The organism is Limnobacter sp. CACIAM 66H1 (assembly GCF_001601825.1).
Classification (GTDB): domain Bacteria; phylum Pseudomonadota; class Gammaproteobacteria; order Burkholderiales; family Burkholderiaceae_B; genus Limnobacter.
In genome coordinates, this window is the sequence record NZ_LUJK01000013.1 from 1 (window position 1) to 25,547 (window position 25,547).

Here is a 25,547-nt window from a genome sequence, read left to right on the forward strand (position 1 = left end):
TGCCTTGGAAGATGCAAAAGCCTACGCTGCCTGGGCTGGTGGGCGATTGCCTTTGGAGGCCGAATGGGAGTTTGCTGCACGCGGGGGTGCGCACAACACCCAATTCGCTTGGGGCGAGGAATTTGCGCCAGATGGCCAGCGCATGGCTCATGTTTGGCAAGGCGCGTTTCCCTGGTATTACGCTCCCGGTGGTACACCCGCTACAGCAGCGGTTGGGCAATTTGCAGCCAATGGGTATGGTTTGCACGACATGATCGGCAATGTGTGGGAATGGACTTCCTCGCCGTTTAAGCAACCCTCCAGTTGCTGCTCTTGCAGCCCACAGCAAGACTCCAATACCCTGTTTGCCCTGAAAGGCGGCTCCTACCTGTGCGCTGCAGAATATTGTCTGCGTTACCGGCCAGCTGCGCGCATCGGGGTTGCGGGGGCCAGCAGCACCTCTCACATCGGTTTTCGTTGCGTTTACGACGCCTCACCCAAGTAAGCGGGGAATCTTTTTCGATCACCACAGTCCATTCAATTCAATAACAAAAAACTGGAGCTGTGAGTGAACTCGAAAAGTCTGATTGATCAACTGTTGAAGGCCGGTACGGGCATGTTGCAAAGCGGCAGTAATGCTGCCAGCGGCATGCAGATGAAAGACGTGTTGGTGGGGGCTGGCGGCGGTGCAGCGGCCACGGCGGCTTTGGGCATGTTGTTGGGCAACAAGCGCCACAAAAAAATGGCTGGCAAGGTGATTACCTACGGTGGTTTGGCGGCTTTGGGCCTGTTAGCCTACAAAGCTTATGGCAATTGGCAACAGCAACAGGGCAACATCGCAGCCACGCGCGACCCGCAAACCGTTGACCGTTTGCCAGAACCACAAGTAGAGCAGCACAGCCAGGCCATTTTGCGAGCACTGATTGGTGCGGCCAAGGCAGATGGTCACATTGACGCCAAGGAACGCCAGTTGATTGATGGTGAAATTGCGAAGCTGACCAGCGACCCTCAACTGCAGCGCTGGTTCGATCAAGAGATGAACAAGCCGCTGGATCCACTGGAAATAGCGAGTTATGCCACCACGCCGGAATTGGCTGCCGAAATGTTCCTGGCCAGTGTGTTAATGGTAGATGAGGAAAGTTTTATGGAGCGTAGCTATTTGCAGGAACTCGCCAAGCAGTTGAGGCTAGACCCGGCGCTCGAGGTGGAGTTGCGGGCCCAGGTGGAGCAGGCGAAAAAAACGGTCGCATAAAGCGACCGTTTCAAGTTACTGCCTCAAGGGTGTTTTTATCAACACTTAAAACTTTTGAATCAAGCTGAAGGATACGAAATCAGCATCGAGGTCTGCGATACCTTTGAACTCACCGCCAGACACTTCACGAGGAGTAACTTGGTCGTTGTTGCCGACTACACTGGCGTCCACATCGATAATGCCATAAGCCACCGAAACGGTGGTGTCGCGGCTTGGGGTAAAGCTTGCGCCTACGCCGTAGAAGCGGCGATCGTTGTCCGGCAAAATCGGAATGCGCAGGTCGTCGCCCACCACACCGTTCTCCATGCCGTAGCCTGCATGTAGGGTCAAGCGTTTGTAGGCCTTGTAGTTCAAGCCAATACGATAGGCATGCGCTACTTTGAAGTTTTGCGGCACATCTTCAATCAAGCGACCGTTGCTGACCCGCTCATAGCGCAGGAAAGTTTCGGTGTAATCCTGATAGGTGTAGGTCGCCATCAGGTCAAGCCTCGGGCTGTAGTGATGAAACAGCGAGATACGGAACTCGTCCGGGAAAATCACGCTTTGTCGGGCTTGTTGTTGCGGTTCAAGATCGCCTGCTGCCTGTGGGCCGTTAATGCCCAGAATTGGGCCGGCCGTTGTAACCAAACCGCCATTAAGAAACTCTCTAAACGCCGCAGTGTCGGCATTTTCATTGATGGTCAATTCGCCTTGGTTGCCGTTAAATCGGGTTTTTGGGCGGTAGGATGCGCCAATTCGAGTGCGATCAGTCGGTTCCCACAGCAAGCCTGCCTGCGCATTGAAAGCCCATCCGAAAATCCGTAACTTGGCATCTGTTTCACCCGGAACGGGTGGAGCGAGTTCAGCTGCTGCTGCGGTATCAAGAGCGGCCAGTGTTCCGGGTGGGCCCAGCTTGCTCACCGCATCGCGGAAGTTCACACGCAGTTTGATGGATTGAAAGTAGCGTTCATAAGAGCCGTTCATACCCACGGAGAGGGTTGGCGTCAGCTTGTAACCAAAACCCAGGTTCAAGCGCGTTACCTTCAAATCACTTTCACGACCCGAGCCGCGACCTGGGTAGTCCTCACGGTACCGTGTCAACAAACCGTGTGATCCGGAAGCACTGAAACCCACCACCAGTTTTGGGTTGACTGGAATGGCCACAAACAGGCCCGGAATAAACAGGGCTGAGTCATAGCCGTCTTTTCTGGAAAAAAACTCGCCATTGGAGCCTTGCCGCCCATCATCAGTGGGCGGACCGTCGTTGTCTTGGGTCGACGTGTAATCGTTGTCGAAGGTGGCAATACTGGCCACGTTCAACACCTCAATCCGCTTGAATCGGGTCAAAGCGGCAGGGTTAAAGAAAATTACCGACGCATCCGAAGCCTCAGCGGCTTGACCGGCACCCGCCGTGGCAATGCCCATGGTGCTTTGATTGTCGTTGGCAGTACCACCAGCAAAAGCCTGCTGGCTAAGTGAAAAGGCCGTGACTGAAAACGCCACGACACAGGCTCTCCGAAGAGAACTTTGCTGCAAAAACACCATTGGTCTGTCTCCTGCCTCCGACGCGGCGGGTCGCGGTGCGCCCTCCTTTGAGTGTCGTGAGTTGTGTGCTGGTTGTTTTTAAAATTTTTAACGGGGTATTTCCGAGAAATAGTACCTCAGGAAACACCCTATGTTTACAGCGATTAACATTGATACTGACGGAAATGTAACCCAGATTCAATCAATCGTTCAAATTTTTTTTATCAAACCAGCGAGAGCCGTTCTTTCCACAACTTCATAGGCGCATCCATATTGGTTTGCATGGGATGAAAGCCTGGTTTGTAAAATTTCAACAAGTCCGGAATCATTTTGCGGAATACGCCTTTGCGGCCGAAATACAGGTCGGTGAATTTCATCCATGATTTAAGGTTGTACAGCTCACCGTCCTGTTTCATGCAACTCAACATGGCGGCCAGCACCACCGGGCCAATGCCAATCGATACGATTGTCATTGCAATTGCGCGTTGTGAGTACGAGCCGCCAATGGCCAAATGCGTATCGAAAGCCACCGCTCTGTGCTCGCTTTCTTCCATGGCATGCCAATAAATCAAATTCTTGATGGTTGGGTCGATGATCATGTTGTGAAACTCTTCACTTTTCATGATGTGTTCAGCGATCACGGCCGTGTAATGCTCAACCGCTGCGGTACCCGCCAGGCGTGCCTTGACGGACAGCAGTTTGTTCAGCTTCCTGCGCGCCCAGCGAGTGCGTGCATCCCAAACATTCAGGTTGATGCCCTGGCGTTTCAATTCTGCATTGGCTTGAAGATGCTCTTTGCCATGCATGGCTTCCTGCCCAATAAATGCGCTGATTTCCCGCAATAGGGCTTCATCTTTCACCCATTTTTTTGCATCTCGCACAGAATCTACAAAAAATTGTTCGCCTTCGGGAAAGTAGGCCTGAAACGCCGTCCAGACGTGGCTGCTGGCAGGGTCATTGTTGACAAAATGGCGATTGATATTCGAAAAATCAAAATCCATTCGACGAACCGGAAAGCTGGAACCTTTCTGGTGAATTGAAACGGGTGTGCGCATGACAGCCTCCACAGACTCATTTACATCATTACCATCAATGACGTTGACAGTATCTGATGTAATATTACAGATGTGGAATTAAAAGTAAAGCGATGTAATGAAGTGCTTTTCTAGATCACTTCTTCGTCTTTCAAAATTCGCAGTTGCAATTCACGCCACACCCGCGTGCCAGTCTCGTCAAAGCGCAGCACGCTTTCAAAGAATTGTTGCCGTGCAGCAGCATTGATCCACTCGGCAGGTAACAGTGGATCGCGGCGTACTTCATAAATGGCTTGACTACCCACCAGGTAGGCGTCTCGGGCCGCTTTCTCCAGTTTCATGCGGGAATAGCCCTGCATCCAGTCATTCAACTTTTTGGTGTGACTTAAATACAGTTTTTCGAGCTTTCGGATATCCCATAATTTTTGAATCGAGACGATTTGAGAAGGGGTGGCGGGTTTCATTTCAAAAGCAAGAATGTTTTTCTCGACTCCCTGAGCCAGCAGTTTTTCCTGCAGGCCAGCAAGGCCCAGATTCAGGTTCGCCGGCCGCAAGAAAAGGCCTTGCTCAAACTCCCGAAAGCCCTGCAGTGCAAGTGCCTTCTCGCGAAGTTGCAACTGTTTGCGATTGCTGCGACCAAGATGGGCTGTAAATACCGCGTAAAAACTTCCATTCCAGTCGCAGGTCGCTGTAAGCCTGTTACTCCACCCTTGAATGTCTTGACCCGTGAAGGCAGCCTGCTTACCCAGGGTGTAAACGCCCCGGCCTGCCGATTTCAATTGCCCTTCAGCAACCAAGCGGGCCATTGCCACCCTTGCACTGTTTTCGGAGACGCCAAACAGGCTGCAAGCCAGCACAATGTGAGCGGCCTTCACTTGACGACCCTTGCCAGCCAACATCAGGCCGAGAATTAATTGTTTTGGGGAAGCGTTTGTTTTCACGGGAGTTTTTAATAAATTGGAGGTAATAGTCTAACTTGTTGCAGGGCAGGGTGGTGGGGGCACCCTGCTGCCTGCTGCAAATTCGATATATTGAAGAAAATAACAAAAACAGCGTAAATTGCATTGCGCTGTAACATTCGGAGACCCTGCAACCATGAACCCGATTCAGTTTGTGGCCGAGAAGGCTGTTCGTGCAACGCTGCGCAGCACTTTCAAAGCACCCGGTAAACTTCCAATTCCGCTCAGTTGGCTGGCGGCTACCATGAACGCTGGGGCACCACTGTTCAAGGTTCGACCCGATGCCAGGGTCGAGTATCTTGAATTGGGCACCTGCATGTGTGCGCTCGTTCGCCCAGCAGATTCGCACACCGGCCAGGTGTTATTGCACATGCATGGCGGAGCGTTTTTTGCCGGTTCGCTTGAAACGCATTTACCCCTGGCCAGTGAACTTGCTGTGCGTTGCAATGCCCGGGTGTTCCTGGTTGATTACCGGTTGGCACCGCAGGATCCTTATCCGGCGGCGCTTGAAGATGGCATGGCTGCCTATCAGGCCTTACTGGATCTCGATGTCAATCCAAAAAACATCACTTTGGTTGGAGACTCTGCTGGCGCAGCTCACATCTTGTCCATGGCCATTTATGCGCGCAACGAAGGTCTTCCCCTGCCTGCAGGTTTGGTGATGATTTCTCCTTTTGTCGACATGACATTGACAGCCGCCTCCATTCAAGCCAAGGCCAAGGCCGATCCCATGTTGAGTGTGGTGCCATTACAGCGCGGGGTCACTGCTTATTGCGGCGACATGCTGCCTGCGGACCCCAAAGTGTCGCCTGTATTTGCTGACCTTGAGGATTTGCCACCCTTGTTCATTCAGGTGGGCAGTGATGAAATTTTGCTGGACGATGCCTTGTTGCTCGAACAACGCGCCAAGGCTGCAGGTGTGCAAGTAAGCTGCACAGTGCACGAGGGTATGTGGCACAACTTTCAAATGTTCAATGCCTTTGTTGAACAAGCCGACAAGGCCTTGTGGGCAATCGCCGATTTTGTACGAAGAGGGGAACAGGAATGAAGCAATGGGCATTGGTAACAGGCGCATCGTCTGGCATTGGTTTGCATTTGGCAGAGTGTTTTGCGAAGGATGGAGTTTCCCTGGTGCTCAGCGCACGCAATGAAGCCAAGCTCACAGAGCTGGCCGCTGACTACATGGGCAAATACAAAGTGGATGTCATTTTGATTGGATCGGACCTGTCCAAGCCCAACGCGGCCAGCGAGCTTGTAGCCAAAGTCAAGGCGCACAGCATTGAGCTCAGTTATCTGGTTAACAACGCAGGCGTGGGCACTTACGGTTTGTTCAAGGACACGCCAGTCGAGGACACCACCAGTATGCTGCGCCTCAATATGGAAGCACTCACTGTGCTTTGCAGTGGCTTTATGCCCGATTTGCTGAAGACACGAGGAAAGATCCTCAATGTGGCTTCTACGGCAGCATTTCAACCCGGCCCGTACATGGCGGCCTACTATGCGACCAAGGCCTATGTGCTCAGCTTTAGTGAAGCGCTTGCCGAGGAGCTGGTCGACAGTGGCGTTGCTGTGTGTACCTTGTGCCCCGGCCCCACTGCATCGGGATTTCAGGCCGAAGCGAACATGCAGAAATCCGCCTTGGTGCAAGGCAAGCGCATGCCAAGCTCAGAAGATGTTGCCGTCAAAGGTTACGCCGCAATGAAGCGAAACCAGCGTGTTTACATTCACGGTGCACTGAACTGGACCATGGCACAAAGCATCCGCTTCACGCCACGTAGCTGGGCGACCAAAGTGGTGAAGTTTATTTCAAAGCCTGTGGCATAAATGGAAGCCGGGGCAATTTATTCATGAAACAGGAAACGCATTTGCTTCCGATGCGGGCTGGAGGCCAGGTGGCTTTGCACCGCTACAAGCCTGTAAACCCAACGGGTCTGCCTGTGGTGGTGGCGCATGGCACCTTGTCCAACCAATATGCGGTTGAGCATTTGGGTTCCTTTCTTGCAGCTCAGGGGTTTGATACCTGGCTATTGGAGTGGGGTGGTCACGGGCAAGCCAAACCCGCCCACCGCACACAGAATTTTGAGTATCCTGCCTTGAATGATTTACCCACCGCGATCGACTTTGTTGTCCAACACACGGGCCACTCGCAATTGCATTGGACTTCTCACAGTGGCGGTGGTTTGCTGGCCTTGATGTTGCTGGCCCGGCAGCCCGAGCGCATTTCACAAATCAAGACACTGAGCCTGATTGGTGCGCAAGTCACCGATGCAGCGCCCAATTTCAGGGAAAAAATGCGGGTCGCTGCCTTGGGTGCATTGACCCGACTGTTGGGCCATACACCACGAAAACTGGTTCCCATTGGGCCCGAGGGGGAGCCCACTCTGTTGTTATTGCAGTGGTGCAAATGGAACTTGAGTGGCCGGTGGAAAGGTGCCGATGGTTTCGATTACCTGGCAGCATTGGCAAACGTCAATGTACCTGCATTGGTGATTGCAGGCGGGCGTGACGAAGTTGCACCCCCCAAGGGCTGTCGACGAATTTATGAGGCTTTGGGGGGTCCCAAAACCTGGCATGAATGCACAGTCGAGCAAGGGTTCAGCAAAGATTTTTCCCACAGTCAAATGATTCGCGGCGAAGCGGCGAAGACCGAGGTGTTCCCGTTGCTTCAGCGATTCATTCAAGCTGCTTGACACTCACTTTCTGATCAAAAATGTTTCAAAGTGTGCCGCGATACCGGGGTAGCTTTCTACTCGAAGATGGGGCGGCAATTTGCGCAGCGTGTGCTTGAACAAGGTGTGTAGCACATTGATAACACCATTGATTGTTTTGCTGATCACAAAGTTGAAACCCATCAGGTCTTTGGGTGTATACACCAAGGGTACCAATGCCGTTTCTATTGCTTCAATCAGCAGCTCAACACCTTCTTCAATGCGTGCACTGTCACGCTGAGCCAGTGCATTCATGACTTCGCTCGCTTTTTCCGAATAAGTAGTCGTGACCGGAATCACGATGTAAGGATGCTCCTGACCATTCAGATTGAGCAAATGCACCATGTCGTGAAAATGGTGGATCACAGGCGGCACGCGTTTGTTGGCAATGAACTTGATGAGCCAGCCGATGTAATGTTGGGCTTCGCTTTGAACCTTGTGTATCACCTTCGACGCGTCTTGCAGCATTTTGTCGGGTTGGTTTTTATTCAACTCATCAAGCAGATGGGTAAAGCAAGTGTCAAGCAGTTGCACATAGGTTTGCGCGAGCAGGTCAGCACCCAGCGCCTTGTCTTCATCACTGATGGGTTTGGAAGCACGCTCGTGTAGCGACTTCATCTGTGAGTAAACATCTTCTCTGATTTGAACGGCGATGTAGGGTGTCTTCATGTTTCTTCAGTAAGATCTCGATTCAGACAGTTTACGTTCAAGACCCCATGCAATCGCAGCCCCCAACAGAATTCACTGACGAAATCAAATCGCTTTTTGTTGAAAAGAAGTTGGAGCAGGCACGCCAGCGTTTGCTGGAGACCTTAGACAATCGGTGGGATGGGCATTGCAATCTCATTGCGTTTACTTATCTGTATGCCGAGAACCGCACTGACGAGGATTGCAAGCGCGCACTGGAGTGGCTTGAACAGGGCGTGACCGCTGGTGAAGTAGATGCAAAGGTGATTTTGGGTCGCCTGCTGGTGTCGGGTGAACTGGGTAATCAGGATTTTCTGCGCGGCATGAACCTCTTGCAGGAAGCAGCGCATGCGAATGTTTTGATGGCTGTGTTGACACTGGTACAAATTTATCAGGGTGGGGTTGAAGGGCATCTGGATGCCGATGTTCAACTAACCCGGCAATACTTGAAGCAAGCCGCTGACTTGGGCGACCCCAATTCCGCCTATCGACTAGCGCTTGAGCTTGAGCGCTTGACAACACCCGACTTCGAGCAAGCTTTCAGATATTTTGACAAAGCGGCGCAGGGTGGTTTGTCCCAGGCCATGCACAACGTGGGTGTTTATTACCTGCATGGCAAGGGGGCTGTAAAGAACACGACCCTGGCTTTGGCCTACTTGACCGAGGCGGCCAAGCTGGGATCACCCTTGTCGATGCTAAGCTTGTCCCTGTTGTATCTTGATGGGGTAGAGGTGCAGAAGGATCGCGGAGTGGCTTTAAGTTGGCTTTATATTTACCAAGTGCTTTTCCCTGAAACCGATATTCCTGACCAGCTTCAATTGCTGCTCGATGATGTGTCTAGCGAGGAAGAAAATTTTGCGCGCCAGGCTGCACAGAATTTTGTAAATCATCAACTGAATAAATCCCCTAGCGGAACGCTGCACTAATCTGCAATACTTCACGCGGGAACTTTCCCATAACCACAAACGAGGACCGCCATGACTGTTTGCCCGATTGCGATTGCTGTTGGTTGTCAAAAATGTCCTGCATTTAAAATTTGTCCTGCCAAGTCGATTCTGGGTGATCAGCCCAAAGCCAGCGACAAGCAGCCCGAAAAGAAACAGTAAGTTGCGATACTTTTTCTGAAAAACCCCGACCTGGTTCGGGGTTTTTTTACGTCTGAATGTTCCTCGTTCAAGGGAACTATTCGTTCGATTTGTTAAAAAGTGTGTCGCAGGCACATTGCTTGCGTACTAAACTGGCAATTCGCCATTGCAGCACCAAATGGGCGCATCGCTTTTCACAACAAGGAGAACAATGCATGGAAGCACTCACGCAGTTTGTTAATGCAATTAATGGCATCGTGTGGGGTCCTCCCATGCTGATTGCCATTCTGGGTACCGGTCTGTTTTTGCAGCTTCGTTTGAAATTGATGCCAATTTTCAAAATCGGCATGGGTTTCAAATGGGTGTTGAAAAGTAGAACACCCGAGGCTGGTGCCAAAGGTGACATTACCCCTTATGCCGCGCTGATGACGGCACTGGCCGCTACTGTGGGTACCGGCAATATTGCGGGTGTGGCTACAGCCATCGCCTTGGGCGGTCCGGGTGCTTTGTTCTGGATGTGGATGACTGCGCTGGTGGGTATGGCCACCAAGTACGCTGAGGTGTTGCTGGCAGTCCATTATCGTGAAACTGATGCTCGTGGTCAGCAAGTGGGCGGTCCCATGTATGCGATAAAAAATGGTCTTGGCAAGAACTGGAAGTGGTTGGGCATTGCGTTTGCGCTGTTTGGTGGTCTGGCGGGCTTTGGTATTGGCAATATGGTTCAGTCCAACAGCGTTGCAGATGTGCTGAATGTGACTTTCGGCATCGACAAATGGATTTCCGGCATTGTGATGACGGTGCTGGTGGGTTTTGTGTTGATCGGTGGTGTGAAGCGAATTGGTGCAGTGGCGCAGAAAGTTGTTCCATTCATGTGCGTGGCCTACATCGTCGCTTCAGTCATTATTCTGGGCATGTATATTGATCAGGTTCCTGCCGCTTTCGCCCTGATCATTGAAAGTGCTTTCAACCCGGTTGCTGCCACTGGTGGTTTTGCCGGTGCAGCCATCATGCTGGCCATTCGCTACGGCGTAGCACGGGGTATTTTCTCCAATGAGGCTGGTTTGGGCACTGCGGGTATCGCTCAGGCTGCGGGTCAAAGCAACAATCCTGTTGAATCGGGCTTGGTGGGTATGATGGGTACATTCATCGACACCATTATTGTTTGTACCATGACGGGTCTGGTGATCGTGGTCACAGGCGTGTGGAGCAGTGGCCTGAATGGCGCTGCGCTGAGTTCCAGTGCCTACGCGGCAGGCTTGCCCGGTGTGGGTGAATATGTGTTGGCTTTGTCGCTGGCCTTCTTCGCATTCACGACAATTCTGGGTTGGTCGTACTTCGGTGAGAAGTGCTGGGAGTTCGTGGCTGGTACAGCCATCACCATGTCTTACCGTGTGTTGTGGACAGGTTTTGTCATGGTCGGTGCTGTGACTCAGCTTGACTTCGTGTGGTTGGTGGCCGATACCCTGAACGCCTTCATGGCCTTGCCCAACCTGATTTCCTTGTTGTTGCTATCGCCGGTCATCGTGAAGCTCACCAACGAATACTTCGCCAACAAGTAATTTTTTTCTTCGAATCGGCAAGCCGCAATCTGAGCGGTTTGCCGATCAGACTTGAACCTGTTTCGAGTTTTTCACCAAGTTTTACCGATTGTTCCAGAGTTTGTCGCTATGATACGTTCCCTTTCAACACGCACGTGCTTATTCACAATATGACTCTGGGATGTACTCATGGCCGGTGATACACGCTTGAACAAAATGAAACGCAGTTTTCTGGTGTTGTTGATGGCGCTCTGGCCCGGTTTCGTATTTGCAGATTCCTCTTTGGACTCTTTGCTATACAAGCCCGAGGTGGAGCATTCGTATAGCAATGAAGTGCAAAATGCGCTCTTGGCCCATTATTCAAATTGGGCGGGTACTCGGCACAAATTGGGTGGTACAGGCGCAAATGGCGTCGACTGTTCCAGTTTTATTCAAACCTTGTTTCAAGACAAATTTCAGCTTCAATTGCCTCGCAGTTCGCGCGAGCAAATGACCATGGGCGAGCGGGTCGATCTCACGGATTTGCGCTCGGGCGATCTTCTTTTTTTTCGCACTGGCCCCACACGCCGACATGTGGGTGTGTATGTGGGTGACAATCAGTTCATGCACGTGTCGACGCGCGCGGGTGTTGAAATTGCCAAGTTGCTCAGCCCTTACTGGCAACGTCACTTTATTACCGCCCGCCGGGTGGGTTTGGGCAGTATTACACCTTCAAACTGAACGGCGTGAAGTTGGTGTTTCTGTCGTAATAATCTTCGTTTTCTGCGCGTTTCAGGCGAGCCACTACCCAGTAGGTCAGTGGTGTGGCCAGAATTTCCCAGCTGGTCTTCAATACATATTGCGTCAATGCCACGGTGATGATTTGATCGGTGGTCATGATTCCCCAAAACGCAATCGTATAAAACAATCCGGAATCTACAAATTCACCCACCACAGTTGAGCCAATGGTGCGGGTCCACAGCCATTTGCCCTGAGTCCATATTTTCATTTTCGCCAGCACGAAGCTGTTGATAAAGCTGCCGCTCCAAAAGGCAATCAGCGAGGCCAGCACAATTCTCCAGGTGTTGCCAAACACACTTTCAACTGCAGCTTGTTTGTCGACCCAGAAAGAGGCTGCAGGAAGATTCACCACGGTGAATGCCATGAAAGATGCAAGGGCCAAGGCCCCGAAGCCAGCCCACACGGCTCGGCGGTCGCGGCCATATCCATACACCTCAGTCAGGATATCGCTGAATATGTAAGAAATGGGGAAAAACAACACACCCGCTGCAAAGGTAACTGTGCCAATCAAAGGCAAATCCAGTTCGGCAATTTTTGCGGGGCCGATCAGGTTGGAACACAGAAGCACGGCCACAAAGGCAACCAAGACGAATTCGTAATATTTGTATTGCCTCATGGCGACTTCAAAGCGGCAGGTTAGAATCACTGAACATTACTACACATCGGACACATCATGGCAAAACCCAGTGCTTCTGCACCCAAAGACCTTGCATCCCAACTGCTGGAGGCGGAAGTGGCTTTTTGGTTGCAAAACCTGAAGGGTAAAAAGTTTCAGAGTTTGTTGGCCGATGAGTTGAATCATGTGCTTGCCCGGCTAGAGCATATTCGCTTGCGTGACGCTGTGGATGAAGCCAAAGTCAAAGGCACCGCCCAGCGTTATGCGGTTGAAATGGAAATTGGTGGCGCAATACCCGAACTGTTTGGCGAAATTGCGAATCGCATTTTTGAGTTTCCAGCCAGCCGAACCACGAAAATTGGCGAGGTCGTGTCAGATTCAATCGCAACAGAATTCATTGAGAAATTGTTTGAGCAGGACGGCGTACTGGATCATGCTGTTACCAATATTCGAAACAGCACACCGTTTCGACATTTTCTGTCCGACGTTATTTTCACGGTGCTCAAAGGCTATGTGTTTGAGCAAAACAATCTGATGAAGTTTTCCACTGTGGCCAGCAGCACCCGCAAGGTGCGAGAGTGGCTTAGCACCAAGGCACCTGATTTGTCAGAAGGCCTGGAAGACCGGGTGCGCAACCTGATGGAAAGTGGTGTGAAAAGTTCACTGGAAATGGTGGATGAAACCTTGGACAACGAGCAGTACCGCGAAACTGCCATGAACAGCGCTCTGGCTTTTTGGGATGTGGTTCGTGAATGGCCTTTGACCGCTTACCGAGATTACCTGACTGAGCAGGATCTTCAGGAATTCATGGTGCTGGGTTATGAATTCTGGCTTGAGTTCCGCAACACGGAGTACCTGAAGTCGTGCATTGATCTGGGCGTGGATTTCTTCTTTGAGAAGTATGGAGATCAGTCTTTGCAAGACCTCCTCGATGACATCGGCATCAGCCACGAGATGATTGCGGATGAGCTTGACAACTACCTCCCCGACCTCGCGACATTAGTGATCAAGGAAGGGCTGGCGGAGGGTTTTCTGCGCCGCAACCTCCAGCGTTTCTACAGCAGCAAGAAGGTGCAAGACCTTCTTGCCGGTTAACCGTTCAAAGGTTTCCTGTACTGGTACCAGCAGGCAAGTTCAATACCTTGCCATTGCTGAAATTCAGCACCACGGGGCCGTCTGACACCACGGTATAAGCGGCACCGTTTCTCAGGCAGCTCGCAGTGGTGTCAATGCGCATCGACGCGACATTACTCAGCATTGCCGTAAAACGGTTCTCGCTTGCAGCCTGAACAGGTTCGCCCATCAGCCTGCGGAAGGTTTGAATAAAGGGAACAGGGCCATTGCCGGCAGTTTGCCCGTTTTCAAAGTTGCTGACGTTGCGAGCACAGGCAAAACTTTCGACATCTGTTGAAACATCACCTTCTGCTCGGCCTTTGATGTTGCTCAGCCAATACGCCTTGTCATGCTTGATTTCGTATTCAGGGTAAGCAAATGCCTCATTGGTTTTGAAGGTGATTCGACCTGGGTTTTTGACCCGTTTCAGGTTGCGGGTGAACTCGGCTTCTTTTGTCCACTCGTCCAGCGCGATCAATGTGAGGTGCTCAGCCAACAGGTGCATGTAAAACTCGTACCGCACTCCATCGGTTTGGCTCAGTTTCAAAGCCCAGTCCAGCCCGGTGTTTACTTGAACCAATTCATCCAGTGCTCCGTAGGAATGAGTGCCCGGAATATGGCGCAAATTGCCCAGGTAGTTGCTGATGTTTCCCACGCCGCCAATGGTGCTGCTCACTGGCAGGGCAAAGGGCAGGGCGCTGTTCAAGGCCTGTTCACCTTGAATCAGCACGTCGCCAATCAGCGGGGTATTCAGAATGCTGCCGGTAAATCCCACCCAGTTACTCAATCCAGCAAAACGCTCAGGGTACAGCGCTGCGAGGCGAGTGGAGCCATAGCCCCCCATGGAATAACCGCCCACCAAAACGCGGTCTTCATCAATATTGAAGGTGTCTAACGCATCGTCCAGCACATCGAGCACATCGCGTTCAGACAAACCGGAATAAAACCCATAAGGACCGCGTCCCAATGGCGAGATCAACACGCGGTCGAGTGCATCGCCAAACTGGGCCTGCATGCCCGGCTGGTTGATCTGGCTGGCGTGGTTGGCCTCACAACCATGCAGTATCATTTGCAGGCTGCGTAGGTCGTCAAAATTGCCGTTCTTGGGAATGTATACACCGTAGGGTTGGTACTTGCCCACGAAATGGAAATACTGCCCACAGAAGCGGCTGTTGGTCTCTGGGCTTGAGGATTCAGCCTGCGGCACCATGCCTTCGCCTGTGGAATTTGGCGCGGTGTATTTCGAGGTGTAAACCCTTTGTTTGAAACCTGCGTCCACCACCGCCTTTTCAGTGATGCCCGGTGTCAGTTTTCGGCGATCGACCAGTGCAAAAAACTGGCCAATGTCCCCTGCAGCCAAGGCAGCAGCCTGTTTGTCTTCCCACCAATTGCCTTTGTTGGGCAGCACTTGCGACGGTATCGTACCTTCAGCTCCGGCTTCTTCATCCGGACCCCGGAAAGCCACATTCATGACTTCGCCACTGCTTTGAGCCGTGACCGCCCAGACTTTGAACAGGTTGCTGCTCGGGGCCGGGAATGTACCTGTAATTGTATTGGTGTCCGTGTTGCCCGTGGTGAACTCATAGACCACATCTGCACCTTGCACGGTCAATCCCATCAAGGTTTCGCTGCCCGTCGCCGGGTTGTTGTCGGTGTCGACGGCAAGGGCCGCAATGGTTTGACCTGCTTCATACAGGGCATTCATCTCAAAGCTTGCAGTGAGCGTGTTGCCTTGTCGGCTAATCCGAAGCTCGACCAAGTCAGCAGTGCTTTCTGCGCCTGTCGGGTAACGTGAATCGCCCGCCGTGGGCGACAACAAACCGGGAGTGTTGGCCAGGGGGTTGCCCATTTGCCCGGCACGGCTGGCCAGGTTCAGCAAGGCGGGGCTGGGGGAAATCAGGCCTGTGTCCGCGCCGTAATCGTCGTACACATAGTCACGGTAAACCAATATCCCGTTGCAAATTTCGGTGACGCCTGCAAACCAGGATTGCTCACTGCACTGTGCTGTCTCTTGCGGGTTGACTGGTGTACCAGTGCCTGGGTTATTGGAAATTGCGGAGTCTTCGCTGCTGCAGGAAATCAGCAGCGCGCTAAAGCTTAAAGCGATCAGTGTTTTTCGGGATGTACAGGGCACAGTAAAAGTCCAAAAGTGAATTGGGTCTAAAGAACTTTTACTTCAGTAAAGTACTGATGGATTCAAGAGGGGGGGTTAATTGTTGCTGGCCAAAATTTGAAAATCCTTCGCCCAACCCGCTGCACGATCAGCGGCGTTGTTGCGTTGTTCTGCGGTGGCTGAATTAAGAACATCAACAATCAATGCTATGGTCGCCTTTTGCCGCTGTTCGCTTTGCTGCCGCTCAACCACAGTGGCTGGGGTTTGCCAGGCATTGAGCAGGCGCGCAATTTCCCGGCTTAACGTGACCTGATCAATTTGTCGGTTCGCTGCTTTGTTCACCAGGGTCATGAATTGCTGCTGCCGCTCAAGCCGTTTGTCATATCGCGATTGGGACCAGTGAATTTCGCTTTGTGCCCATGCTTCGATTTGCTTCACTTGTACCGGGTTCAATGAGCCTAACCAACGCTCGAAACGTTCCTTCATGCGTTCGGCGGATTCGCGCACTCGTTCATCGGTGTTTTGCATCAAGCGTTCTTCACGATATTCGGTGTTGGATTTCTCCAGCGCTTTTTGAATGTCGGACACCTGGTTGGGCCACAGGCCCAACATGTTTTTTGCAATTAAAGGAGCTGCTTCCTCGGCGGTGCGCTTGAGCGAGGCTCTAATCGCCATGTTCAGTTGTTGTACCTCGTCTGCATTCACTGGCCTGATTACGCCATTGCGCGCCGCCAGAGCTTGCCGGGCATTTTGCAGTTCATTGGCGAGTACTGGAAGTTCGGCGCTTCGATGCCACGCTACGATTTTGTTCAGACTGGTTTTTAACAAAGCCGACTGCTCGGAATCGAAGTCGACTTTGCTGGTGAGGTAAGTGTGGGCAAAGCTGGCCGAGTTGTTGTATCCCAGTTTAATGGCGCTGCATGCGCCCAACAGGGTTAAACACGCCATGAGCAAATAGGTTCGGGTTCGAATCACCGCTTTCATCGCAAATTACGCTATCTGGGAAATTGCCACAGTGTGTGTGACCCTAGTCTGGTTCATTCGTTCACTGTGTCTTGAAGTCCAAAGCCCAGTTTGGCAGGGGATGAACAAATTGTTGAAAGGTACCACCTTGAATCCGAAGAACTTTTTGATAGGGTTGCTGTGCGCTTGAATTGTCGAGCACCCACACATCGTCGCACAGGGCCAGGGCCGCCAATACATTGTCAATTGTTCTCGGAATTCGAGATTCAATTTTTTCGTCAGGCACGGCATGCCCTCCTGTTTCAATGCGTTGATGTACGCGGGCTTTGTTCAGCCCGTGATGTTCTAGGTGGATAAAGACCATCACGACTTGATAGTCGAGTGCTTTGGCTTTAGCCACAAAGTCAATTTTGGAGGAATGGGAAAACACGGTTTCAAAGCAAAAATTCTTGCCTTGTTCAAGCAAATTATTGCGCAGGTTTTCGGCAATTTTTGCAGCTTCGTAACTGTGTTGCTCGGGTGCATGGGGAAATACATCACGGGCAATGTCGTCTGCATTGACAAACGGCATACCCAAAGGCTTTAACTGGGTGCGGTAAAAAGTCGATTTTCCAGCGCCATTGCCGCCCACCAGTAGCCACAGTTGCTTCATGCCAGCTTGACAGGCTTGAACTGACCATTTTCAAATTGACCGGTCTTGATTGTGCCCTTGGGGCCAATTTGCTCGAGCAGGCCGGGGTGGGTAACACTGGCTTGATAGCGAACCTTGTTGTGGCTCACTTCGTTTATCAACTCACCGGTGGTGCGCTTCATGTCCAAATTACCAAATACCCAGTCGGCGCTGACTGGTGGCGCATTGACCTGTTCCAGTTTGACGCGCAACAGTCCTGCTTTAATTTGCAGCAACGTCTCCGGGTCTAGCAAACTCTCCACTTTTTGTCCGATGCTGGCCCAATATTCGATTTGCTCGGCCGCGCTGCGGTGATGGAGCTTGCCTAATACCGCAGCATCGCTCATCAAATCAGACTGGATCCGAATGGGTGAAGAGGCTTTGGCCATGATGTACTTCCTGATCAGCGCATTAAATAAGTCAAATTGTAGCATTCTGCTACAATTTAGACAATTGGCTGGAGCTTACAGGTTTCTGAAGACAAACTCCTTGATCGCTTGGGCACAGGGATAGGGGGTTTCGATCATTGGAAGATGGCCGACACCGTCAAACAGGCACATTTCTGCGCGCTTGATCAGGCGTTCGAATTCGTATGCGCAACTAATGTGTAGCACATCGTCTTGCTTGCCCCACATCACCAGCGTGGGCGCCGAAATATCTTCAAAAGTGGCTTTGGTGTAGTCGGGGCGGCGGCTGAGCATCTCCTGAAAGAGAAAGCCGTTTACATCGCGGCGATGGATGAGTTCAGTGGCTGAGAAAAAAGCCGCTGATGCTGCCAAGGCCCGGTTGTGAAATACAAGGTCAGTCAATTTGATGACATCCATGGGGGCACGTGGAACCAGCCGGTTTTTTCCGCGAAGTACCTCACGAATGAAGTCGGTCTCCTCGGTGCCGGGCAGGCCCAATGCATCCATCAATACCAGGCTGGTGACCATTTCAGGAAAGCGGGCGGCCAACAGGCCTGCCAAGGCACCCCCCATGGAGTTACCCACCACGTTCACCTTGTGAACACCAATTTCAGTGAGCCAGTCGTGAAGGCGTTCGGTTTGATCCTCAAGGCCGTAGTGGCGATCCGGGTTGAAGCCACTTTCACCCCAACCTGGAAGGTCCGGAATCAAAATACGAAATTGACCCGCAAAAAAAGGCAGCAGCGGCAGCCAGTGTTCTTTGGCGGCTGCGAAGCCATGCATCAACAACAGGGCAGGGCTACTTTCACTGCCGATTTCGAGCCACACCAATTTGTCTTTGCCCACGCCGATACGCTTTCGGTGCACTCCAACCAAGCCCCCGTACCACGGGTTTAAGCGGGTGAAACTAAACAATTTGGGGCGCCAATCCCGCAGTTTTTCGGGGTTAATCTCAGGGGCATGACGCAAGAATGCTTCACCCACATGGTCGAAATACTGATCGACCAGTTTTGCGCCTTCGCTAATTGGAGTGACTTCTTTGCCTTTGGACTTGCGGACAGGTTTGGCCAAGATGGACCTTCTATTTTTAGTATTGATACATGATTAGCAAAGCATACTTCGAATAATTACAAAGATATTTCTACAACACAAAACCGGATAATCTTTGTATCGGTATTTTTTGCATCATTCGGGGCTCGGCTTACACTGTCCTTGCAAGCCAACCCCATATTTTTGAGTGTTCCCTCAGATTGTGTCAGGTGGGCGACACAGTGGAATCTATTGCGGTGCGGAATTCCTCCGGTATCAGCAATTCATAGGTGGCCCCAGTGCCTGGCAAGTTGGGCAGGCCGGGCAAGGCTGGCAGGTTGCACGCGCTTTTTGGGAATGGACTCCTTCGCGCCCTGTGAAAGCCGATGGCAGCGGTGAATTCATTTTTTACCCTGACACCGAATACCCCGCGCCTGTGGACCCCTTGATGGTGTATCGCAGTTTGAACTTTGGCCCACTGGCCAGCATTCGAGCGCTGGATACGCAAAGTTATTTACCCGGGTATGGTTTGCAAGCCGATGTGCCTTCCGTAAATGGCACTGTGTTTGTCTCGGGCGACATGCACGGTAACTGGATTGCTGATGTTGTGGAAGATGATCAAACGGGATTGCTGAATCAATATCAAGTGGCACCACTTGTGCCCACCTTGCGCCAAGGCACGACACCAGAAAATCTTGCAGCCGGTTTTCAGCGGGCAGCCACTGCCAATTTGCCCGGTGTGAATTTGCGCGCGGCTTCAGCCGCTGTTGAATTTGCACCTTCGTCCATGGGGCGGGGTGGGGCCGATGAACTTGTAGCCAATGCTTTACCCGGGAGCCCATTTGCCGTGCATGTTGCAGCCAGCAGGGCGATCGAGGCCGCCACCATGCTGGGCAACAAGCACGTGCAGTTCATGGAATGGGTTGAACACGGTTACGGCATTGTGCAACTGGAGCAAGACAAAGCCATGTTTGAATGCTGGTGGCAAAACAAATTGCAGGAAAATGCACCTGATGTGTTGGGTGTACAAATGGTGAGTTTTGCAAATGATGAGCCCACACGTTTGCCCACGCCACGATTCAAAAACCAGGTTGATTCGGTCATCCTGCACGGCATGTCTGTTCAACCCAGCAGCAGCTCTCGGGCAGCGCCTTTGGCTCCTGAACCTGTGCAGGTATTGGCGCGCTAATTGATCAGCAACTGGATTAAGTTCAATCCTAACAGAACCAGGGCCAGCGCCTGCCACAGCAGCACCGGGTTTTTCTCGATCAGGGGTTGCCTGGCCACGCTGGCTTCCAGTTTGGTGTTGGGTACGGTGAGGTCTTGCAAAAATTCACTAAGTGCATCATAGCGATATCGTGGGTTTGGTTGAAGCGCTTTGCGCAGGCATGCCTCTACCCACAGGGGTAAATCACGGCGCGAGTGGTTGGCTGGAATGTAACGCAGGTCGCTATAGCTTTTCAGCGTGACTTGCTTCACCGACTTTTCCGCAAAGGGCAGGGAACCAGTCAGCATTTCATACACCACCACGGCCAGTGAAAACAAATCTGATTTGAATGTGCCCACTTCACCCATCAGGTACTCTGGGGCCACATAATTGACGCTCCCTTGTGGTGCCGATTTGTCCAAGGGCGAAATCAGTTCATCTGCGCCAGCAATCAGGACTGTGCCGAAGTCGAGAATTTTCACCTGACCTGTTGAGTCAATCATGATGTTCTCGGGTTTGATGTCCTGGTGCACCATGTCGGCACGCTGGAATGCTCGCAGCCCGGCAACTACTTGTTTTACGATGCGACGCACTGTGTCCACACTGGGGGTGGGGTTCTCATACATCCACTGCCGCAGGTTAATGCCTTCAATGTATTCGCCCAAATAATACAAAAACTGCTTGGGGCGTTTGGGCACATGGGTTAGCATCACATTCACATGTTGCACGCTTTGTCCCACCCATTCTTCGCGAACAAAACCGCTTAGGTACATCGCGTCCTCAGCGAAATTCAGCGAGGGTGTTTTCAACGTAAATTGTTCGCCAGTTTCCATGTCGCGCACACGGTACATGTGGCTGCGGGTTCCGCTGAATATGATTTCCTGTACCTCATAACCGTCTATTTTGTTGCCCACCTGAAGCGCTGGCGGTATGGGCAATTGCGTCAGTTTGCGGTGTACTTCATCCAGCGTTTCATGGGGTAGGGCATCCACCGCCATCAGCAACACGGTCAGGTTGTCATCGCTACCTGCATTCAAGGCGGCTTGTACCATTTTTTTGGCCAGCAGCTCCAAGTTGGTGCTGCCATGCTGTGCAATCAGGGCGAGCATCTCGGTACGTTTCAGAACACCATGAACGCCATCGGTGCTCAGCAACACCAAATCACCTACCCGCAATTCATATGTGCTGTAGTCCAACTCCAGGTGACGGTCAGCACCCAGCGCACGCGACAAATATTCCTGTCCGCGTTCAATTCGCACGTGGTCCTGAGTAAGGCGCTCAATCGCATCGCCACGCACGTGATACACCCTGGAGTCCCCGACATGAAAACAGTGCAGGGTATTGGATTTCAATACCACCACGCTGAAAGTGGTCAAAAGGCTGTCGTTGTGGCTGGCCCGGTTGGTATTCTGTTGATAAATCCACGCATTCAGACCGGAAATGATTTGTCGGGCTGACTTGTGAACGCTCCACGTGTAGGGCGTGGCGGCATAGTCATCGAGAAAACTGGTTACCGCCGTTTGGCTGGCCACATGAGAGTCAGCACAACTGCTCACGCCATCGGCAATGGCGGCAGCTGCACCTTTCAGCAAGTTGGATTCGGCTTGCCCGCACCATGCAGCAAAGGCATCCTGATTCACAGGTTTTTGGCCTGCGATGGAATAACCACCAAACCGAACTTGCAGAGTGCTGCTCATGGTGCCTTTGCTGGTCGTTGTCTGTTTATCCAACCCGAATCAATTCAACTGTGCCATCTTCTTTCACTTCGGCCATGTGGCCTTGAGGTTCTTCCATGAACAACAGTGTAATAAAGCCCACCACGGCTGTTAAAGCAATCACGAAGAAAAATGCCTGATAGCTGACAAACGACAACACTGTGAGGTAAACCACAGCACCTACATTGCCGTACGCACCTGTCATGCCCGCAATTTGACCAGTCAAGCGGCGCTTGATCAATGGCACCGCTGCAAATACAGCGCCTTCACCGGCCTGCACAAAAAATGAACAGGCCATGGTGGTGATCACGGCCAACCACAATGGCCAGCTTGATTCAGTCAAACCCATCAGGGCATAGCCCACAGCCAGCCCAGCAGTCAAAATTAGCAAAGTACGCTTGCGACCAAATTTGTCGCTGATCCAGCCGCCACCGGGGCGCGACATCAGGTTCATGAAAGCGTACATGGAGGCGACAAGACCTGCGTACACGGGGCTGAGTGAAAAGGTTTCCGAGTAGAACAATGGCAACATCGAAACTACAGCCAATTCAGAACCAAATGTGGCGAAATAAAGTACGTTCAACACAGCCACTTGTTTGAATTTGTAGCGGTGCAATTCAGGTACAGGGGTTTTGAAAATATCGCTGTTCACCTTGTAGGCGCTGTAGCAGTCGTAAACCAGTATCAATACCAAAATGCCGTAGAGGATATTGGCCGCTGAACTGCTCAGCATGCTGACCCCCTCGGGCGACAATTTCCAGGTCAACAACGCCAATGCGGCGTACATGGGCAGTTTCATCAGCAGCATGAAGTAGAAATCGCTGACGCTGGTGACTTCCATGCCACCGCTTTTCTTGGGTTTGAAGTAGGTAGAGCCCTTTGGGGTGTCGCTGACATTGAAATACCACACTGCACTGAATACCAGACAGATTGCACCGGTCATCGCAATTGCGTAGCGCCAGCCATCTGGCCCGCCAAATACCAAGGCAAGAGTGGGAAGCACCATGGCTGCTCCGGCTGAGCCGAAGTTGCCCCAACCACCGTAAATGCCCTCGGCAGTGCCCAATTGGTGAGCTGGAAACCATTCACTGACCATGCGAATACCGATGACAAACCCCGCACCGATGAAGCCCAGCAGAAATCTGGAAATGGCGGCCTGTGCGAAGTCGGTTGAAAAAGCGAACATGAAACAGGGAATCGCAGAAACAAACAGCAAGGCTGCATAAACAATTCTGGGACCAAACTTGTCGGTCAACATGCCGATCAGGATTCGGGCTGGAATGGTCAGCGCCACATTCAGAATCAGCAGGGTTTTGACCTGTTCCTTGCTAAGGTTCAGCGATTCAGCAATGGCGCCAAGCATGGGTGCATGGTTGAACCAAACAAAGAAGGTAATAAAAAATGCAATCCAGCTCATATGGAGGATTTTCATTTTTCCTGCAAAAGAAAACAGATTTAGCTTGGCATGGTCGTTCATGACGAATGGCTCTTTTTTGAAATCAAAATAAAAAGCGCCCACCGTTTGAAAAAATCAGTAGATTCATTCAAATGGTGAGCGCCTTTGCCCGTTTTTGCTGCAAATGAAAGCCTTGCGCACTCATAAGGTGCGATTGACCCTCCCACGCAGTCTCGATTTCCGGCTTTGGACTCGAAAACAGCATGTATGAATGCTGCAATGCAGAAACTGTGCCAGCCCGCAAAACGTGAACCAAGAATGTCGATCACGGTCTATGCAATATGGATAAAATAAGCAGGCCTTACACGGCGGTAGTTTGTGCGGTAACTCCAGTAGCAAAAGGGTGATTCAAATGCGTATGTTCAGCTTGTCAACAGGTGTGGTTCTTGGGGCTTCTTTGCTTTTGAGTGCATGTGCTTCCATGTACAGCGTTCGACCAGTGATTGCAGAGAATCAGGTACCTGTTCAAAACCAGGGGTTTGAATCTCTGAGCTCCAGCAAGAAACACATGGTGCAGGTGGGCTCGGTCTACAACTCAATGCGCCAGTTCGACAATCCGCGCTTCAACGTCACCTTTGTGAACCAAGGCAAGTTTCCTGTCGAGTTTTCAACAGAGAACATTACGGTTACTTTGAATGGCGAGCCGGCCACAGTGGTCAGCTATGAGGCACAGATTCAGGACGTACAAAACCGGCTTTCTTTCTACGGTTTCAGGGCCCCGATTTTTTACAGCCCGTTTTATCACCCACCGTTTTACAGAGGTTTTCATGGCAGCGGTTTTCTGTTTCAAACCGATTTCAATGACAGGCTTGATGTACAACAAGCGTTTGCGGACTTCGACCGAATTCAGAAGTACAGTTTGAAACCGAAAGTGGTGCGACCCGGTGAACAAACACAGGGTGAAATTATCGTGGCTAAAAAGTTATCTGCCAGCAGTGCGCAAGACATTACCGTGACTGTGCGAGTGGATGACGACACGCACAAATTTGATTTTGGTTACCTGCAAACCAATTAATCAGGTGCTGCTTACTGGAGTTCAGCGATTTTCCTGAACTCCTGGAGTTTTGCGCGTAAAAATAAAATCATCGCCTCACGGTCGTGGAGTTCCGCACTGAGGTACTCCACCACCGTGGTCAATTGCTCCACCTCCGCTGATCGTTTCTGAATCAATTCACTGGCGCGTTCCTGCAGTTTGGCCAGTTGTCTGCACAAGGCGTCGTTTTCAATCAGCAAGGTATCCATCGATTTGTTCATACATACACTGGCTTTCATGGGGCTATTTCCTGCATGAATCAGTGAAGTGCGCCACCTGCATGTCGCCTGTTCCGGCTTTGCGGGGTGGGGTGCTCCAAAGCTTGTTTGATCCGTTGAATTTCTGCTTGCGCAAAGCCCATCATTCCGAGTAAATCCCGGAATGCAGTAGCTTCAAAGCGCATGGTCATGTAATGAAGGCACAGAGAGACCACCTCGGTTTCCTGACAATAATAGACTGAGCCGTTTTCGCTGCCTGCCAGCCATTGACCCAGTTGAGCTGTACAGTTTTCCTGCTGCATGAAGAACTCCCAATTCGTTCAAATGAGAATTCATCGTAAATGATAATAATTATCAATACAAGTGTTTTTTTGCAGTTCTGCACGTGAGAGGTCTCTAGTTGTTATTTGTCTTCCGCACTACAGTCAATTTATTGCCTATGGGGCTACTTTGCTCGCCCAGAATTCCTTTTTCAGTTACCAGCAGGTCAGTGGTGGAAAATAGTGGTGGACGACCCTGCATAACCTGTGAGGTGCCTGTCGAAAAAGTCAGTGGGTTAAAGCCGTCTACTTGCTCACCTTGAAAATTCAGCTTGATTACTTGCCCTGTAAAAAAGTAGGTGACGGCAAAACCATCGGGAAGAATTGAAAAGTCGTCAGGCAGGTTTTCCAGCGTGGCCAGCACCAAAGGCATACCTGCCGATCCATCATTTTGGATGGGCACCACATTCAAACGACCCAGGTTTGGTATTTCAGAATCCGTGAAATAAAGCAGATTTCCCCGACGTTGAATTCCGTTTGGAAAGCGACCCGCCAAGTCTAACCATGTTGTTTGATTCTCAACTTGAAGCGGGTTATTGGCAGCAATCTTCAGCTTCACAATTTTGGGCGAGGGCAGGGAGTTCGTAGCGACAGGTCCATCCACTGCATACAATGTTTGACCGTCTGCGCTGCTGGTTAATCCATTGGGCAGTGCCATGCCCTCATAGTTAAATACTGGAGAAATGGTCATGGGCGATTTGTTCATTGCCCCTGCCCACAGGGTACCGTCACCACAATTGGCATAGAGGGTGTTTCTTGCAATCGCCAAACCAGTGAAGTTACACACACCGCTGGACAGTGTTCGAGCCGCGAAGTCATCGTTATTTTTTAGCACCTCAATCACGGATTGCCCGCCTGACACAAACAACCTGCCTTCAGCCGAGAAAATCATGTTTTCTGCATCGGGGATAGTCAGCAATTCCTGCAGGCTCGCGCAAGAGTTGTTAAAGCAGGGACTCCTCTGTTCGAATGTTGACGGATTCGTTCGCGTGGTGGGAAAAGCCGTAGGTTCCTCACCCGTACATGCAAACACAAACGGCAAAAAAACAAAGAGTGACCAGCCAAAACGTGTTCCAGATTGCATGTAACAAACCCCCATGAGATGAAGCTTGTACTTTGAGTGCAAATGTTTGGATGTAATAATCACGGATGGACAACTTCG

26 protein-coding genes are annotated in these 25,547 nt (G+C 51.4%); 11 read left to right on the forward strand and 15 right to left on the reverse strand.

Annotation, left to right across the window (positions count from 1 at the left end; genetic code table 11):
- Together A0129_RS05600 and A0129_RS05605 are read left to right on the forward strand one after the other, a co-directional pair.
- Positions 1-484 (forward strand): SUMF1/EgtB/PvdO family nonheme iron enzyme (locus A0129_RS05600; RefSeq protein WP_291713167.1); only part of this gene is annotated, 484 nt, incomplete at its 5' end.
- Positions 485-547: 63 nt separating this feature from the next.
- A complete protein-coding gene (locus tag A0129_RS05605) occupies positions 548-1,231 on the forward strand; it encodes a tellurite resistance TerB family protein (RefSeq protein WP_291713169.1) in 684 nt (227 codons plus the stop codon).
- Positions 1,232-1,276: 45 nt separating this feature from the next.
- Here the strand turns inward: A0129_RS05605 and A0129_RS05610 are convergent, their stop codons facing one another.
- From A0129_RS05610 to A0129_RS05620, 3 genes are all read right to left on the reverse strand, one after another.
- The gene (locus A0129_RS05610; RefSeq protein ID WP_291713171.1) at positions 1,277-2,713 is read right to left on the reverse strand and encodes an OmpP1/FadL family transporter; all 1,437 of its coding nucleotides are present in this window, start codon (positions 2,711-2,713) and stop codon (positions 1,277-1,279) included.
- Positions 2,714-2,958: 245 nt separating this feature from the next.
- A complete protein-coding gene (locus A0129_RS05615; RefSeq protein ID WP_291713173.1) occupies positions 2,959-3,789 on the reverse strand; it encodes a metal-dependent hydrolase in 831 nt (276 codons plus the stop codon).
- Between the two features lie 110 nt (positions 3,790-3,899).
- On the reverse strand, positions 3,900-4,709 hold the full coding sequence (locus A0129_RS05620) for a PaaX family transcriptional regulator C-terminal domain-containing protein (protein ID WP_291713176.1): 810 nt from the start codon (positions 4,707-4,709) through the stop codon (positions 3,900-3,902).
- 154 nt (positions 4,710-4,863) lie between these two features.
- Between A0129_RS05620 and A0129_RS05625 the strand changes: the two genes are divergently transcribed.
- The 3 genes from A0129_RS05625 to A0129_RS05635 are packed head-to-tail and all read left to right on the forward strand — an operon-like array spanning position 4,864 to position 7,417.
- Positions 4,864-5,775: an alpha/beta hydrolase gene (locus tag A0129_RS05625; RefSeq protein WP_291713178.1), complete on the forward strand. Its 912-nt coding sequence runs from the start codon at positions 4,864-4,866 to the stop codon at positions 5,773-5,775.
- The gene (locus A0129_RS05630) at positions 5,772-6,551 is read left to right on the forward strand and encodes an SDR family oxidoreductase (RefSeq protein WP_291713180.1); all 780 of its coding nucleotides are present in this window, start codon (positions 5,772-5,774) and stop codon (positions 6,549-6,551) included. Before A0129_RS05625 ends, A0129_RS05630 begins: the two co-directional genes overlap by 4 nt.
- A gap of 23 nt (positions 6,552-6,574) precedes the next feature.
- A complete protein-coding gene (locus A0129_RS05635; protein WP_291713182.1) occupies positions 6,575-7,417 on the forward strand; it encodes an alpha/beta fold hydrolase in 843 nt (280 codons plus the stop codon).
- Between the two features lie 3 nt (positions 7,418-7,420).
- Here the strand turns inward: A0129_RS05635 and A0129_RS05640 are convergent, their stop codons facing one another.
- Positions 7,421-8,104: a hypothetical protein gene (locus A0129_RS05640; protein ID WP_291713184.1), complete on the reverse strand. Its 684-nt coding sequence runs from the start codon at positions 8,102-8,104 to the stop codon at positions 7,421-7,423.
- A 47-nt stretch (positions 8,105-8,151) separates the two neighbouring features.
- On the opposite strand from A0129_RS05640, the gene A0129_RS05645 reads away from it, so the two are divergent.
- The 3 genes from A0129_RS05645 to A0129_RS05655 all read left to right on the forward strand — a co-directional run bounded on the left by A0129_RS05645 (position 8,152) and on the right by A0129_RS05655 (position 11,465).
- A complete protein-coding gene (locus A0129_RS05645; RefSeq protein WP_291713186.1) occupies positions 8,152-9,048 on the forward strand; it encodes a tetratricopeptide repeat protein in 897 nt (298 codons plus the stop codon).
- A 374-nt stretch (positions 9,049-9,422) separates the two neighbouring features.
- Complete coding sequence (locus A0129_RS05650) at positions 9,423-10,766, forward strand: sodium:alanine symporter family protein (RefSeq protein WP_291713188.1); 1,344 nt, start codon at positions 9,423-9,425, stop codon at positions 10,764-10,766.
- Positions 10,767-10,934: 168 nt separating this feature from the next.
- Positions 10,935-11,465 (forward strand): NlpC/P60 family protein, encoded by a 531-nt coding sequence (locus tag A0129_RS05655; protein WP_291713190.1) that lies wholly within the window; start codon positions 10,935-10,937, stop codon positions 11,463-11,465.
- Here the strand turns inward: A0129_RS05655 and A0129_RS05660 are convergent.
- The gene (locus tag A0129_RS05660) at positions 11,449-12,141 is read right to left on the reverse strand and encodes a queuosine precursor transporter (protein ID WP_291713192.1); all 693 of its coding nucleotides are present in this window, start codon (positions 12,139-12,141) and stop codon (positions 11,449-11,451) included. The two genes, A0129_RS05655 and A0129_RS05660, sit on opposite strands and share 17 nt — an antisense overlap.
- A 57-nt stretch (positions 12,142-12,198) precedes the next feature.
- Here A0129_RS05660 and A0129_RS05665 point away from each other — a divergent pair, with 57 nt between their 5' ends.
- A complete protein-coding gene (locus A0129_RS05665) occupies positions 12,199-13,236 on the forward strand; it encodes a hypothetical protein (protein ID WP_291713194.1) in 1,038 nt (345 codons plus the stop codon).
- A gap of 4 nt (positions 13,237-13,240) precedes the next feature.
- Here the strand turns inward: A0129_RS05665 and A0129_RS05670 are convergent, their stop codons facing one another.
- From A0129_RS05670 to A0129_RS05690, 5 genes are all read right to left on the reverse strand, one after another.
- Entirely contained in the window at positions 13,241-15,388 is a 2,148-nt protein-coding gene (locus tag A0129_RS05670) for a hypothetical protein (RefSeq protein ID WP_291713195.1), read from the reverse strand.
- Between the two features lie 75 nt (positions 15,389-15,463).
- Entirely contained in the window at positions 15,464-16,351 is an 888-nt protein-coding gene (locus A0129_RS05675; RefSeq protein WP_291713197.1) for a DUF6279 family lipoprotein, read from the reverse strand.
- Between the two features lie 61 nt (positions 16,352-16,412).
- Complete coding sequence (locus tag A0129_RS05680) at positions 16,413-16,982, reverse strand: AAA family ATPase (RefSeq protein ID WP_291713199.1); 570 nt, start codon at positions 16,980-16,982, stop codon at positions 16,413-16,415.
- Positions 16,979-17,389 (reverse strand): hypothetical protein, encoded by a 411-nt coding sequence (locus A0129_RS05685; RefSeq protein WP_291713201.1) that lies wholly within the window; start codon positions 17,387-17,389, stop codon positions 16,979-16,981. The genes A0129_RS05680 and A0129_RS05685 overlap by 4 nt, the downstream gene beginning before the upstream one ends.
- Before the next feature lie 75 nt (positions 17,390-17,464).
- Positions 17,465-18,478, reverse strand: a complete 1,014-nt coding sequence (locus tag A0129_RS05690; RefSeq protein WP_291713202.1) for an alpha/beta hydrolase — start codon at positions 18,476-18,478, stop codon at positions 17,465-17,467.
- Positions 18,479-18,644: 166 nt separating this feature from the next.
- Between A0129_RS05690 and A0129_RS05695 the strand changes: the two genes are divergently transcribed.
- Positions 18,645-19,625 (forward strand): hypothetical protein, encoded by a 981-nt coding sequence (locus A0129_RS05695; RefSeq protein WP_291713204.1) that lies wholly within the window; start codon positions 18,645-18,647, stop codon positions 19,623-19,625.
- On the opposite strand, the gene A0129_RS05700 is transcribed toward A0129_RS05695, so the two are convergent.
- A complete protein-coding gene (locus A0129_RS05700) occupies positions 19,622-21,340 on the reverse strand; it encodes a bifunctional protein-serine/threonine kinase/phosphatase (RefSeq protein ID WP_291713206.1) in 1,719 nt (572 codons plus the stop codon). The genes A0129_RS05695 and A0129_RS05700 overlap by 4 nt on opposite strands.
- A 25-nt stretch (positions 21,341-21,365) precedes the next feature.
- Positions 21,366-22,790, reverse strand: coding sequence for a NarK family nitrate/nitrite MFS transporter (locus A0129_RS05705; RefSeq protein ID WP_291713208.1), 1,425 nt, complete (start codon positions 22,788-22,790; stop codon positions 21,366-21,368).
- A 376-nt stretch (positions 22,791-23,166) separates the two neighbouring features.
- Between A0129_RS05705 and A0129_RS05710 the strand changes: the two genes are divergently transcribed.
- On the forward strand, positions 23,167-23,829 hold the full coding sequence (locus tag A0129_RS05710) for a hypothetical protein (protein ID WP_291713209.1): 663 nt from the start codon (positions 23,167-23,169) through the stop codon (positions 23,827-23,829).
- Positions 23,830-23,840: 11 nt separating this feature from the next.
- Here A0129_RS05710 and A0129_RS05715 read toward each other — a convergent pair whose 3' ends face one another.
- From A0129_RS05715 to A0129_RS05725, 3 genes are all read right to left on the reverse strand, one after another.
- Positions 23,841-24,086, reverse strand: a complete 246-nt coding sequence (locus A0129_RS05715; protein ID WP_291713211.1) for a hypothetical protein — start codon at positions 24,084-24,086, stop codon at positions 23,841-23,843.
- A 20-nt stretch (positions 24,087-24,106) separates the two neighbouring features.
- Positions 24,107-24,367 carry a hypothetical protein gene (locus A0129_RS05720; RefSeq protein ID WP_291713213.1) on the reverse strand — a complete coding sequence of 87 codons (261 nt, stop codon included), beginning with the start codon at positions 24,365-24,367 and terminating at the stop codon, positions 24,107-24,109.
- 94 nt (positions 24,368-24,461) lie between these two features.
- Positions 24,462-25,277, reverse strand: a complete 816-nt coding sequence (locus tag A0129_RS05725) for a hypothetical protein (protein WP_291713215.1) — start codon at positions 25,275-25,277, stop codon at positions 24,462-24,464.
- Between the last annotated feature and the right edge of the window lie 270 nt (positions 25,278-25,547).

Coding starts and splice junctions, on each gene's coding strand:
- A0129_RS05615 (WP_291713173.1), bottom strand. CDS start 3,789: ATGCGCACACCCGTTTCAATTCACCAGAAAGGTTCCAGCTTTCCGGTT.
- A0129_RS05625 (WP_291713178.1), top strand. CDS start 4,864: ATGAACCCGATTCAGTTTGTGGCCGAGAAGGCTGTTCGTGCAACGCTG.
- A0129_RS05630 (WP_291713180.1), top strand. CDS start 5,772: ATGAAGCAATGGGCATTGGTAACAGGCGCATCGTCTGGCATTGGTTTG.
- A0129_RS05635 (WP_291713182.1), top strand. CDS start 6,575: ATGAAACAGGAAACGCATTTGCTTCCGATGCGGGCTGGAGGCCAGGTG.
- A0129_RS05640 (WP_291713184.1), bottom strand. CDS start 8,104: ATGAAGACACCCTACATCGCCGTTCAAATCAGAGAAGATGTTTACTCA.
- A0129_RS05645 (WP_291713186.1), top strand. CDS start 8,152: ATGCAATCGCAGCCCCCAACAGAATTCACTGACGAAATCAAATCGCTT.
- A0129_RS05650 (WP_291713188.1), top strand. CDS start 9,423: ATGGAAGCACTCACGCAGTTTGTTAATGCAATTAATGGCATCGTGTGG.
- A0129_RS05655 (WP_291713190.1), top strand. CDS start 10,935: ATGGCCGGTGATACACGCTTGAACAAAATGAAACGCAGTTTTCTGGTG.
- A0129_RS05660 (WP_291713192.1), bottom strand. CDS start 12,141: ATGAGGCAATACAAATATTACGAATTCGTCTTGGTTGCCTTTGTGGCC.
- A0129_RS05665 (WP_291713194.1), top strand. CDS start 12,199: ATGGCAAAACCCAGTGCTTCTGCACCCAAAGACCTTGCATCCCAACTG.
- A0129_RS05675 (WP_291713197.1), bottom strand. CDS start 16,351: ATGAAAGCGGTGATTCGAACCCGAACCTATTTGCTCATGGCGTGTTTA.
- A0129_RS05680 (WP_291713199.1), bottom strand. CDS start 16,982: ATGAAGCAACTGTGGCTACTGGTGGGCGGCAATGGCGCTGGAAAATCG.
- A0129_RS05685 (WP_291713201.1), bottom strand. CDS start 17,389: ATGGCCAAAGCCTCTTCACCCATTCGGATCCAGTCTGATTTGATGAGC.
- A0129_RS05700 (WP_291713206.1), bottom strand. CDS start 21,340: ATGAGCAGCACTCTGCAAGTTCGGTTTGGTGGTTATTCCATCGCAGGC.
- A0129_RS05705 (WP_291713208.1), bottom strand. CDS start 22,790: ATGAAAATCCTCCATATGAGCTGGATTGCATTTTTTATTACCTTCTTT.
- A0129_RS05710 (WP_291713209.1), top strand. CDS start 23,167: ATGCGTATGTTCAGCTTGTCAACAGGTGTGGTTCTTGGGGCTTCTTTG.
- A0129_RS05715 (WP_291713211.1), bottom strand. CDS start 24,086: ATGAAAGCCAGTGTATGTATGAACAAATCGATGGATACCTTGCTGATT.
- A0129_RS05720 (WP_291713213.1), bottom strand. CDS start 24,367: ATGCAGCAGGAAAACTGTACAGCTCAACTGGGTCAATGGCTGGCAGGC.
- A0129_RS05725 (WP_291713215.1), bottom strand. CDS start 25,277: ATGATTTTCTCGGCTGAAGGCAGGTTGTTTGTGTCAGGCGGGCAATCC.